Source organism: Pseudomonas sp. SDO55104_S430 (genome assembly GCF_054070595.1).
Genome location: NZ_JBSVXG010000061.1, coordinates 18,540 through 30,747, shown reverse-complemented (window position 1 = coordinate 30,747; position 12,208 = coordinate 18,540). Strand labels below are relative to the sequence as shown.

General features: G+C 61.9%; 8 protein-coding genes. 2 read left to right on the top strand and 6 right to left on the bottom strand.

The window, feature by feature from the left end:
* Positions 1-92: 92 nt before the first annotated feature.
* The 3 genes from ACW9JE_RS13420 to ACW9JE_RS13410 all read right to left on the bottom strand — a co-directional run bounded on the left by ACW9JE_RS13420 (position 93) and on the right by ACW9JE_RS13410 (position 7,238).
* Positions 93-1,472 carry a DUF3999 domain-containing protein gene (locus ACW9JE_RS13420; protein WP_457433006.1) on the bottom strand — a complete coding sequence of 460 codons (1,380 nt, stop codon included), beginning with the start codon at positions 1,470-1,472 and terminating at the stop codon, positions 93-95.
* Positions 1,469-4,642 (bottom strand): DUF2339 domain-containing protein, encoded by a 3,174-nt coding sequence (locus tag ACW9JE_RS13415; protein ID WP_457433005.1) that lies wholly within the window; start codon positions 4,640-4,642, stop codon positions 1,469-1,471. The genes ACW9JE_RS13420 and ACW9JE_RS13415 overlap by 4 nt, the downstream gene beginning before the upstream one ends.
* A gap of 145 nt (positions 4,643-4,787) precedes the next feature.
* Positions 4,788-7,238: a glycogen/starch/alpha-glucan phosphorylase gene (locus ACW9JE_RS13410; protein ID WP_224540336.1), complete on the bottom strand. Its 2,451-nt coding sequence runs from the start codon at positions 7,236-7,238 to the stop codon at positions 4,788-4,790.
* Between the two features lie 257 nt (positions 7,239-7,495).
* Here ACW9JE_RS13410 and ACW9JE_RS13405 point away from each other — a divergent pair, with 257 nt between their 5' ends.
* The gene (locus ACW9JE_RS13405) at positions 7,496-7,933 is read left to right on the top strand and encodes a YkgJ family cysteine cluster protein (RefSeq protein ID WP_457433007.1); all 438 of its coding nucleotides are present in this window, start codon (positions 7,496-7,498) and stop codon (positions 7,931-7,933) included.
* Between the two features lie 75 nt (positions 7,934-8,008).
* Here the strand turns inward: ACW9JE_RS13405 and ACW9JE_RS13400 are convergent, their stop codons facing one another.
* Together ACW9JE_RS13400 and ACW9JE_RS13395 are read right to left on the bottom strand one after the other, a co-directional pair.
* Positions 8,009-9,613, bottom strand: a complete 1,605-nt coding sequence (locus ACW9JE_RS13400; protein WP_457433004.1) for an inorganic phosphate transporter — start codon at positions 9,611-9,613, stop codon at positions 8,009-8,011.
* Between the two features lie 345 nt (positions 9,614-9,958).
* A complete protein-coding gene (locus tag ACW9JE_RS13395) occupies positions 9,959-10,981 on the bottom strand; it encodes a transporter (RefSeq protein ID WP_457433003.1) in 1,023 nt (340 codons plus the stop codon).
* Between the two features lie 198 nt (positions 10,982-11,179).
* On the opposite strand from ACW9JE_RS13395, the gene ACW9JE_RS13390 reads away from it, so the two are divergent.
* On the top strand, positions 11,180-11,626 hold the full coding sequence (locus tag ACW9JE_RS13390; protein ID WP_224539523.1) for a hypothetical protein: 447 nt from the start codon (positions 11,180-11,182) through the stop codon (positions 11,624-11,626).
* Between the two features lie 220 nt (positions 11,627-11,846).
* Here the strand turns inward: ACW9JE_RS13390 and ACW9JE_RS13385 are convergent, their stop codons facing one another.
* On the bottom strand, positions 11,847-12,152 hold the full coding sequence (locus ACW9JE_RS13385) for a PepSY domain-containing protein (RefSeq protein WP_175379541.1): 306 nt from the start codon (positions 12,150-12,152) through the stop codon (positions 11,847-11,849).
* Positions 12,153-12,208: the final 56 nt, after the last annotated feature.

Genomic DNA, 12,208 nt, shown 5'->3' with positions numbered 1-12,208 from the left:
CCGTATTCGCGAGCAAACCCGCTCCCACATTTGGAATGCGTATACCTGTGGGAGCGGGCTTGCTCGCGAATGGCGCGCAGCGCCAGCCATTCTCAGGTGTTTTCAGGTGGCTTGCGCAACAGGCTGAACGCCATCGCCCCCAGAAACAGCACGCTAAGCAACAAGACCGCCCACAGCCCGAACTTCTTCCAGTCGGTACCCACCGGCATCTGAACGGGCTTGGCAGCAACCACTGCCGCGCCATCAACCGAGGCCTTACCCAGTGTTGCCAGCTTCGCCGCGTCGTATTCAGGAATCAGCATCGACAACGGCAGGCTCGCCGCTTTCACCGTCGCGCTACCCAGCGCCAGCACATAAGGCCCCGGTCCCCGCGCCAGAAACACCAGTTGCGTGGCGCGCACGGCAAACTTCAGAGCAGGCGCCTGTTCGCCAAGGCCACCACCGCGCTCGTCCACCGTCAGTCTCAATTGCTGCACGGTCTGCCCCGTGAGCTGCAATTCGTTCTGCACCACATCCTCGCCGTTCTGGGTCAGGCGATAGAGCAGACCATTGCTGACCGGCTGCCACGGCAAACTGCTGTCGCGCCGCGCGGATAAGGTCACGGGCGCCAGGCTGTTGGACTGATCCAGAGCGACCTGCACCCGTTCGACGTTCAGCCCCATCGGCAATTGCCAGGTGTACTCACCAGCCTTTGCCGAGTTGCCGGCCAGCGCTTGCGACCACGACAACGGCAGCGGCAGGCTGCGCGGACTGCCGCTTTGCAGCTGCGCCGAAGTCAGCACGGGCGCCGATCGCGGCGTGCTCCACAGCAACCGCAGATAACGCGCCGACTGCCCCGGCAGGCCGACTTGATGTTGCTCGACCCGCTCGTCGGCCAGGGTCAGACGCGCCACCTGCCCTTCGCCCCATGATTGCCAATGCTGCAGATCGTCGCTGGCCTCGATGGTGAAACGCTGGAAGCCATCGCGCTCGCTGGTCCAGTCGAGAATCAATTGCTGCAACGGCGCTTTGATCGCGCTGGCATCGAGCAGCCAGCCACGCAATTCTTCCTCGCCCGCCTCCAACTGACTGGAGGGCTGAACCTCGACCAACGCGCCATTGGCACTCGATTGCACCCGCACGCTCGGCGCACGTTCGGTGTCGTCCGCCGAGTTGTACAGGGGGAACCATTTGACGTCGGTCAGCGTGCGATTCTCGTCGGTTTTCGCCGCTTCCCGGGCCAGGGAATACGCCTGCGGCTGACCCGCGGCGTTGAACACCCGCACATCGCCCAGATCGGTTTGCCGCGCATTGAGCAGAACGGCCAGAGGCAACTCCAGGCGATACCATGGGCCGTTGCCGCTCACCGTCAACGGAACCTGCGTGGCGAAATCCGCCGGTTTTTCCTCGGCAGCCGCCGTCAGCGCCACCCCCATTGCAGCCACGCCAATCACCGCCACGCCCAACCAGTTCAGGTTCAGCTTCTGACTCAAGACGACACTCCTTCGGTTTCGGGTGCCGGTTTTTCCGCGTCCGGCAACGCTTCGGCACGCTTGGGCGGCAGCGGAGCGAAGTAGCCCACCACCAGCAACAACACGCCAACGCCAATGAACGAGACGATCCGGGCAAGTCCGCCGCGGTTGCTCAATTCGACAAAGAACAGTTTGGCCACCACCACGCCGATCAGCGCCGCGCCGATCAGCCAGACTTCGCGGCGATGGCGCAGGTGCCCGCCGATCATCAGCGCCAGGGCCATCAGGGTCCAGACGATCGACAACCCGGCCTGGACCCGCATCGATTCGAGCAACGCATCCAACTCGAACGGCACACCGCTCCAGTGATGGGCCGCGCGCATCACCATGGCGGTGAAGAAGGCGAACAGCGAAACGCCGACGACCGCCTGCGTGGCCTGGTTCAGATAACGCCTGTCGATCGCCAGCTGCGTCGAGACGCTGCGGGACCAGACGTAGACGCCGAACAGCGCGAACAACAAACCCAGCTCCAGCGGGTTGAGCAATGGCACATACGGCAGCGGCTCGGCGTTGCCTTCGCTGAAGACATTGGCCAGCCAGAACCAGCCCAGCATCAACAGCGCCAGCGGCGCCGCCGCCAGAACGCGGTACTCGCGCGAATACGCCGACACCGGCCACGGCCAGTTTCGCGGCGCGGCCATCATCACCAGATACAGGCTCGGCAGGATCGCCCAACCCAGCCAGCGCCAGGCGTTGTACTGCTCGGACATCAGCAGCAGGCCGTAACGCAGCTCCAGCGCCAGCACGCCGATCAGCAGCCAGCAACCCATCACGTGCGCCCCGCTCAAGGCCCACGCCGGCAACATCGGCGCCAGGCGGCGCAACGAGATGAAATGCACAATGAACAGCGCCGCCCACGCCAGCCAACCAAAGTTGGCGGCCGGGTGATAACGCGAATGCCAGGCGGCTTGCAGGATCAGGGCGGCAGCGGGGATCAACAGCGTGCAGAGCAAGCCCAGCGCCGGCCATTTCAGACGCTGCGCCAGCACCGCCCAAAGCGCAACACTCAGCGCCGCGACGGTTAACAACAGTGTCGCTTGCAGATGCATCGGGGCGAAACGCAGCACTTCACTGCTCCACGCGAACGCCCACCAGGCGGCGCCCCAAAACAGCAGGCCCTCGGACAATCGCTGCAGATTCATTCCAGCGAAAGCAGAACTGCCAACCTGCAAGCGCCAGGCCCCAACCAGACCCGCGACACCCAGCATCAGCGGCGCCCAGAACCCGCCGTGGGCCAACGGACGCAAACCTTCCTCGAACAGCAGCCCGCCCACCAGGAACACCACGCCACCGAGCAATTGCACGGCCATCGCCGTAAACACAAAGGTCCGCGACACCAGCGGCAGACCGACAAACAAGGTGATCAACCCGGCCAATGCCCAACTGATCGCCGTGCCTTGGGCGAAGAAAAACAGCGGCGCCAGCAGATAGAGGAACGACAGGCCAAGACACGCGAGCACAGGCGAGCCCTTACGCTCCCACGACGACGTGCGCTCAGGTTGCGCCTTGTGCAATTGAAGGAAGCTGAACAACAACGCCACACCCAACATCAACGCGCCCAACGGCACACCCTTGAGCAGGCTGCTCTCGCCCTCGCCCAGCTCGCTGAAGAACGCCAGGGCCGAGCCCAGTTGCAGCAGCAAGGCGAAGGCTCGGGCCATCCGCCGTTGCTGGCGCAGGCCGAGCCAGAAAATCCCCGCGCCTTCCACGGCCCAGGCGGCGGTAGTCCAGCGTGCATCCAGTCCCAAAGGAATCGCCAGGCTGGTGAAAATCACGCCGATGGCCAGGCAGGTTTCCGCCAGTAGCACGGTGCGACCCGCGAACAGCAAACGGGCCAGCCCCATGTACAGAATGCCCAGCGCCAGAGCGCTAAAGGCGGCGGCGAATTCCATGTGTTGCACCAGCGCGAACTGCAGGCCAAAGCCCACCAATGGCGGACCGAACAGCAGAGTGCCGTCGACGTAATCGCCCTTGCGCGCAGCCCAGTGCAGCATTGCTTCGCGACTTTCCTCCGGCGGCGCATCACTCGTTTCCAGCAGCTTGCGTCGGGCGAACAGCAGGCCGATGGCCAGGTACATCAGGAAGAACAGAATCAGAAACGGCTCGGTGCTCCACAGCAGCTCCGGCGTGTAGGAGCGCGCGCCCCAGGCGAAGCCGATGCCGAAGGTGCCGACAAAACCGATCACGTTGAGCAGACGCCAGGCCTTGAACCAGGCGATGGCGAGAATGCCTGCGTTGAGCAGGGCGAAATAGCTGAACAGCGCGACGTGGCTGCCCTCACCGGTGGACGCCAGCAGCGGCGCGGCGAAACCGCCCAGCGCGGCGGCGGCGGCCAGCCCGATGGAGTCCTGAGTGATGGCGAGAATGGCCGAGAACACCGTCACCGCCACCAGCAGCCCGAACGCTGCCGACGGATCCAGCAACGGGTGCAGACGCATCGCGGCGAAGACCGTCAGGTACAGCACCGCGACCCCGGTGCCTTGCAGGATCAACGCGTAATTACTGTTGCGCGCCCTCAGCCACCAACCCAAGCCCAACAGGCCCAACGCGGCGGCCGCGACGCCGGCGTAACGCAACTCAACCGGCACCACCACGCCTTCGGTGGCGTAGCGCAGCAGAAAAGCCAAACCGAGGAACAACAGGACCACGCCGACGCGCAGCACGGTGTTGCCGCCAAACAGCCACGCGCGAGCGGCGCTGATAGCGCGTTCGATGACGTTGGGCTCTCGGGGGATTGCCGGTTGCGGTGATTGACGCGGGGTGGATGCGGATTTCCACGGATCGTCGGTTAGAGGTCGTACCGGCTCAAGCTCCGGCGGCAACTCCCAGACCAGCTCAGGGGATTGAACAGGGGTAACGATTTGCGGCGCGCTTTCGCTGACAGGCTGAGGCGCCTCGGCCGTCGTGACACCAGCCACCTCCAGCAAGGCCAGCCGCTGCTCTACGCCATGCAACGCAACCCGCGCCTGCTCCAGCAATTTCTGCTGCTCATTGGCCTGCGAACCCAACCGGGCAATGCGAACGGCCTGCCCCACCGCCAATCCGAACAACCCGCCCAGCAGCGCATCGCCGAATGACTCATCGAGTATCCAGCCCAGCACCAGGCCAATCAGCATCAACATCCATTGCATGAGGCGAAATCCTTGATCGCAATCCTGAAAGACTAGCGTAGCCAGCCCAAAAAGATCGCAGCCTTCGGCAGCTCCTACAAAGGGATGCGTTCCCCTTTAGGAGCTGCCGAAGGCTGCGATCTTTTGCGCTTTTAAGAGGTGGAGTTTATCCCAACGCCTTCCAGATATCCGTGGCGTATTCGCGAATCGTCCGGTCCGAGGAGAACCAGCCCATGCGCGCGGTGTTCAGCACTGCTGAACGCCACCACTGCTGGGAGTCGTGCCAATGGGCTTCGACTCGCATCTGCGCGTTCCAGTAGGAATCGAAATCGGCGCAGACGAAGAAGCGGTCGTAGTCCACCAGCGAGTCGATCAGCCCGGCATAACGCGCTGGATCATCCGGCGAGAACACCCCGCCGCGAATTGCCTGCAACACGTCGTTGAGCCGATGGGACGCGGCGATGTCCGGCACCGCGCTGAACTCGTGATTCTGTTTACGCGCCTCAACCTGCTGGGCGCTGAGGCCGAAGATGAACATGTGCTCGGAACCGATGCGCTCGCACATTTCCACGTTGGCGCCGTCCAGGGTGCCAATGGTCAGCGCGCCGTTCAGGCCGAACTTCATGTTGCTGGTGCCCGAGGCCTCGAAGCCTGCGGTGGAAATCTGCTCGGACAGGTCCGCCGCCGGAATGATGCTCTCCGCCAGGCTGACGTTGTAGTTGGGCAGGAACACCACCTTGAGCAAACCGCGCACGGTCGGGTCGTTGTTCACCACCCGGGCGATGTCGTTGGTCAGCTTGATGATCAGCTTGGCCTGGTGATAACTGGCCGCGGCTTTGCCGGCGAAGATCTTCACCCGCGGCACCCAGTCGATTTCCGGCTCCGCGCGAATCGCCTGATACAGCGCCACGGTGTGCATCAGGTTGAGCAACTGGCGCTTGTATTCGTGGATCCGTTTGACCTGCACGTCGAACATCGCCGCCGGGTTGACCGCGATCCCCAGCCGCTCATGAATGATGTACGCCAGAGCTTTTTTGCTGTGCAGGCGCTGTTCGGCGAAGGCCTTGCGGAATGAAGCCTGCTCGGCAAACGGTTCCAGGCCGAGCAAACGTTCCTCTGGGCTGTCCAGCACATCCGGACCGAGGGCGTCGACCAGCATCGAGGTCAATTCCTGGTTCGACTGGAACAGCCAGCGGCGGAAGGTGATGCCGTTGGTCTTGTTGTTGATCCGCTCCGGGTAGAGCTTGTGCAGCTCGGAGAACACCGTCTTGCGCATCAGTTGCGTATGCAGCCCCGACACGCCGTTGACGCTGTGGGAACCAAGGAACGCCAGGTTGCCCATGCGCACACGGCGACCGTTGTCCTCTTCGATCAGCGACACCGCGCGCAGCACGTCGAAATCGTGGATGCCCTTGGCTCGCAGCGAATCGATGTGCTGGGCGTTGATCAGATAGATGATCTGCATGTGCCGCGGCAGCATGCGCTCCATCAGGCCCACCGGCCAGGTTTCCAGGGCCTCGGGCAGCAGCGTGTGGTTGGTGTAGGACAGCGTATCGACAGTCACCTGCCAGGCCGCATCCCACGCCACGTCATATACGTCGACCAGTTGCCGCATCAGTTCAGCGACGGCAATCGAGGGGTGGGTGTCGTTGAGCTGGATCGCCGCGTGATCGCCCAGGGTCAGCACCGAGGTGTGCATGTTGCGATGGCGACGCAGCAAGTCCTGCAAGGAAGCGGCGACGAAGAAATATTCCTGGCGCAGGCGCAGTTCCTGGCCGGCTTCGGTGCTGTCCGCCGGATAGAGCACGCGAGAGATGCTTTCGGCACGGGCCACTTCCGCCACCGCGCCCAGGTGGTCGCCGGCGTTGAAGCGTTCCAGGTGCAGATCTTCCATGGCCCGGGCGCGCCAAAGACGCAGAGTGTTAACGCTCGCCCCGCGCCAGCCCACCACGGGCGTGTCGTAGGCAATGGCCCGCACGGTTTCCGCCGGGTGCCAGACCTGCTTGGACTTGCCTTCACTGTCGGTCACAGTCTCGACGCTGCCGCCGAAGCCGATCGGGTAGACCACCTCTGGTCGCTCGAACTCCCAGGGGTTGCCGAAATCCAGCCAGTGTTCGGTCTGCTCCTGCTGCCAGCCGTCGACAATCGCCTGACGGAACAGGCCGTGTTCGTAACGAATGCCATAACCGTGACCAGCGATGCCCAGGGTCGACATGCTTTCCATGAAACACGCCGCGAGACGACCGAGGCCACCGTTACCCAGCGCCGCGTCGGGTTCGAGCAGGCGGATGCGTTCGATATCGACGCCCAGCTCCGTCATCGCTTCGCGTGCCACATCGAGCAGACCGAGGTTGCTCAAGCTGTCGTAGAGCAGCCGGCCAATGAGAAATTCCAGGGAGAGGTAATAAACCCGCTTCTGACCCTTGCGGTAGATTTGCCGCGTGTGGTCCATCCAGTGCTCGACCATGTGATCGCGCGCAGCCAGCGCAATGGCTTCGAACCAGTCGTGGTCGAAGGCGTGATCAGGGTCTTTGCCCACCGCATAGGTGAGTTTGGTCAAGACGGCGTCGCGGAATGCGGCCACCTCTGCTTCGCGAACAAGTGGTTCTTGCGTCATCGATTGGACCTCGAGCGAGCTGGGAGTTCTGAGCCTAGACGGTCTGACAGGCGGTAGAGGCTCTGGTTCGGCAGTTTTTCCTGTTAGTGCGAACGGTCCGGCAATTCATTGTCGTGAGCGATAAACGATGCAGGTGTTGTGCCGGTTCAAGCCCGTTATCGGCGGATGCTGAAAAAATCTGGCGAAAGGTTGTTCAAAAATCCACCAGTCCCGGTATGATCGCGCGCCCTGATGCACACGCCTGGTAACAACCGATGATGAAGCCCACCCTGATCGCCGCCGCGGAGATCGACCGCCTCGAAACCTGGGCGAAGTATTCCGCCCCGATGTGCGGTTCATGCATATCAAGCTGCTGCACCCTGCCGGTGGAAGTCAAGATCAAGGACCTGGTGCGCATCGGCGTGGTCGATGAGTTCGAACTGGGCGATCCGCCGAAAAACATCGCCAAGCGCCTGCAAAAGGAAGGGCTGGTGGAGCGCTTCAATCAGAAAACCGGCATCTTCACGCTGCAGCGCATGAGCAACAACGATTGCTACTACCTGGATCGTAAGAGTCGCCTGTGCACCATTTATGACAAGCGCCCCGATACCTGCCGCAACCACCCGAAGATCGGGCCGCGGCCGGGGTATTGCGCGTACAAGCCCAAGGAAGTTGTGCGTGAGTCTGGCGGACGGCGGAACCTGGAAAAGTTCTGATCAGACCAGGGATTTGCGGCGGCTGATCAGCCGTCTTCGCGGGCAAGCCTCGCTCCTACAAAGGAAATGTGTTGCTTAGAAGAGCTTGGTGAACAACCAGTACAGGCTACCCGACAACAGAATCGCCGCCGGCAAGGTCAGCACCCACGCCATCAACAGATTGCGGATGGTCTTCATCTGCAACCCACCACCATTGGCAACCATCGTCCCCGCCACACCCGACGACAGCACATGGGTCGTCGAGACCGGCAGGCCGAACATGTCGGCCGCACCAATGGTCAGCATCGCCACCGTTTCCGCCGAAGCACCCTGCGCATAAGTCAGGTGAGTCTTGCCGATCTTTTCACCCACCGTCACCACGATGCGCTTCCAGCCAACCATGGTGCCAAGCCCGAGGGCGATGGCCACGGCGATCTTCACCCACAACGGAATGAACCGGGTGGAGTTGTCGATCTGCTGCTTGAACAGCTGCAGCTTGCCGGTGGTATCCGGGTCGAAATTGCCGACCTTGTTCTTGTCCATCAGGCGAATGGTTTCGCTGGTCAGGTACATGTCGTTACGCACGTTGCCAACGGCTTCGACCGGCACTTTGGACAGCGAACCGTAGCTCTTCACCTCGGCACCGATGCTGCCGGCCAGCGTCGCCAGCGCGGGCACTAATTGCGGCGTAGCTTCCTTGGTGCGCACGTATTCGGACAGTACCGGACGCGGATCGGCCGGGGCCGGCAGCGGGGCGCTTTTCACCAGCGCCTGCTGGGTCACTTCCGCCACGGCGGCGAACTGCAAGGCCTGGTCTGCGGGCATGGTGCGGTTCAGCGCGTAGGCCATCGGCAGCGTGCCGACCAGGATCAACATGATCAGGCCCATGCCTTTCTGGCCATCGTTGGAGCCGTGGGCGAAGGACACGCCGGTGCAGGTCGCGATCAGCAGACCGCGAATCCACAAGGGTGGTGGCGTGTTGCCTTGCGGCTCCTTGTACAGCGCACGGTTCTTGACGAAGGCGCGCAGGGCCAGCAGTAACAGCGTGGCGCAGCCGAAACCGACCAGCGGCGAGAGCAGCAGCGCGTAACCGATCTTGATCGCCTGGGCCCAGTCCACGCCGCTGGTGCCGTCGCGTCCGTGCATCAGTGCGTTGGCCACGCCCACGCCGATGATCGAGCCGATCAGGGTGTGCGAAGACGAGGCTGGCAGGCCCAGCCACCAGGTGCCGAGGTTCCACATGATCGCGGCGATCAGCAGGGCGAAGATCATCGCGAAACCGGCGGACGAACCGACTTGCAGGATCAGCTCCACCGGCAGCAGGGCGATGATGCCGAACGCCACCGCGCCGCTGGACAGCAGCACGCCGAGGAAGTTGAAGAAGCCGGACCAGACCACCGCGAAATTCGGCGGCAGCGAGTGGGTGTAGATCACCGTGGCCACCGCGTTGGCGGTGTCGTGGAAGCCGTTGACGAACTCGAAGCCCAGGGCGATCAGCAGCGCCACACCGAGCAGCAGGAACGGCGTCCAGGTGGTCACCACCGTGCCGAACTCGTTCATCAGGCTATAGGCGGTAAACAACAGCCCCATGGCCAGTACCGCGAAGAAGATCACGAAGGTGAGCAGGCCGGGTTTTTTATCAAACTGCGGTTTACCGCCAGTGGCGGGCGCTGGTGCAGCGGAGAAAGAGGGCGTAGCCATACCGGGCATTCCTGAGGAGGGAAGGGTGCCTGTCATGTTCATTGCAAAATGTTACAAGGAGGCTGCTCTGGGTCAGGCCTTCACGTTTTATTGACATTCCGTTGGTCCGAATTCGGAGGGAATTACGCAACATCCTGTGTTGACTGGATTTTGTGGTGAGAGGGCTTTTGTGGTGAGGGGATTTATCCCCGTTCGGCTGCGTAGCAGTCGCAAAACCGGTAATTGCGGTGTGCCAGGAAAAATGGGATTGCAGGGTTTGGGGCCGCTTCGCAGCCCAACGGGGGTAACCCCCCTCACCACAAAAGCCCATCACCACAATAGATCGCGCAGGTCATTCGAGAGCGCTCAGTAATCCTGCCACTTCCGAAACGCCCAACGCCCCGCCAGCACCGTAAAGGTCGCCACCAGCGCCACCAGAATCCAGAACCCTTCCGGATCCTGCGAAAGCGGCACCCCGCCCACATTCATCCCGAAAAAACCGGCGATGATGTTGATCGGCAGCGCCAGCACCGTGACTACCGTCAGGGTGAACAGGGTGCGGTTACTTTGCTCGTTCACGTTGGCGGCGATTTCTTCCTGAAGCAATTTGATCCGCTCACCCAACGCCGTCAGGTCGTTGATGATCAGGGCAAACTCTTCGGTGGATTTACGCAGTTCCTTGACGTCGTCCTTTTGCAGCCACGGCGGCGGGCGATTGAGCAGGCGCAGCAGCGAGCCCGGCTCCAACGCCAGCAGGCGTTGCAATCGCACCAGCACCCGCCGGTTGGCGCCAAGCTCGGCGCGATTGGTCGACAGACGCGAAGACAGCAATTCGTCCTCCACCTGATCGACACTCAGGCTGGTCTTGCGCACGATCTGAGTCAGCACTTCGCCCTGGTCGCGCAGCAGGTGCACGAGCAATTCCAGCGGCGAGCGAAAGTGCTCGCCGGCCTTCACCGACGAACGCAATTTGTCCACCGAGTGCAGCGGTTGCAGGCGCGCGCTGATGATCAGCTTGCTGCGCACGCACACCCACAGCGTCGACACATCCGACGAGACCATGCTGCTGAGGTTGAACACCACATCGTTGACCACCGCCAGCAGTGCCGAATCCACATGCTCGATCCGCGTCGAACGCGAACCTTCATGCAGGGCTTCGAAAAACTCGTCAGGCAACTCCAGATGGCTCTTCATCCAGCGCTCGCACGCGGCGTGGGCCAGATTCAGGTGCAGCCAGAGGAAGTCTTCGCTGTCCTCAGGCTGTTGCAAGCACCGCAAGGCCTCGGCCGAATCGACTTCCCGTCCACGTTCACCGGGGCGAAAACTGAAACCGTACAACAGGCCGAACAGATCCGGATCGCAATGAATTTGATCGAGGCTGTGGTTCATGAGGGCTCGCAAGGGAGGGTGCCTGTCGCAGGTTCACGTAAGCCGAATCATCGCAAGGCTATTTGAAGGTTTTGTGACGATTGTGGCAGGGAGCAGGTTTGTATCGGGGTTGAGGCCGAGTCGGTACACAGTCGATCTCAAATGCGCGCCGCGCGTGTCGATGATCCGGTGAACCTGAACCCATCGCGGAGCACCACTATGGTCAGCATCACCAACATCACTATCCCTCAATCGACGTTGAGCACATCGACCAGCGTCGCCAGCAGCACCGATACCGAAGACACCACCGCTACAGCCGCTGCTACTTCCGGTGCCTCCACCGACAGCACCAAGGCTGCCCCGGCAGGCGGTGCGCCGGCATCCGGTGACAGCCGCTCCAGCAGCAGCGAAGAATCCGATGCGGTGAAAGAGCTGCGCAAGCAGATCGCCGAGCTGCAGAAGCAGATGCAGGAACAACAGCAGCAACTGCAAGCGGCCCAGGCCAAGCGCGAAGTTGAGTCGGCCAAGACCGCTGAAGTCGCGGCGATACAATCGCAGATCTCGGCCACTGCCGCGTCGTTACAGAGCGCTGCGGCGGCGTTGTTGCAGGCATTGCAGGACACCGGTTCCAGCACGTCGGGATCGATGGTCAGCACCACGGCCTGATTGGTTTTTCAGACGCAAAAAAAGCCGCACGATTTCAAACTCGTGCGGCTTTTTTACGCGTCGATGAACACGCTTTTTGTAGCAGCTGGCGAAGCCTGCGTCCGGCTGCGCAGCAGTCGTAAAACCGGTATGCGAGGTCTACCTGACACACCGCATTCGCTGATTTTACGACTGCTTCGCAGCCAGACGCAGGCTTCGCCAGCTGCTACAAGGGATCGTGTCAGTCCTTTTTATTTTTCAGGACTTCACCGGTGGCAGCGTTCAGTTCCACTTCCCATTTAACGCCTTGTGCATCGGTGAGTTCGGTTTCGTACTCATAGCGATCGGTGTGCTTGTCCAGGTCGCTGTCGGTGATGGTCGAGTTCGGGTGCAGTTTCATGATGATCTGGTTCAACTCTTCCAACGGCTTGATCGTGCCGGCCTTGACCAGTTGAGGGATCTGGTCGACAGGCACGTCGGCGGCCTGGGCGAAACCGGCGCCGAGGGTCAGGGTTGCAGCGGCGAACAGGGCGGTCAAAGTCTTCATGATGGTCTTTCCTTGGGTGAGCTGTTTAAGTGAGATCAGATTAGCTCGCGTAACTT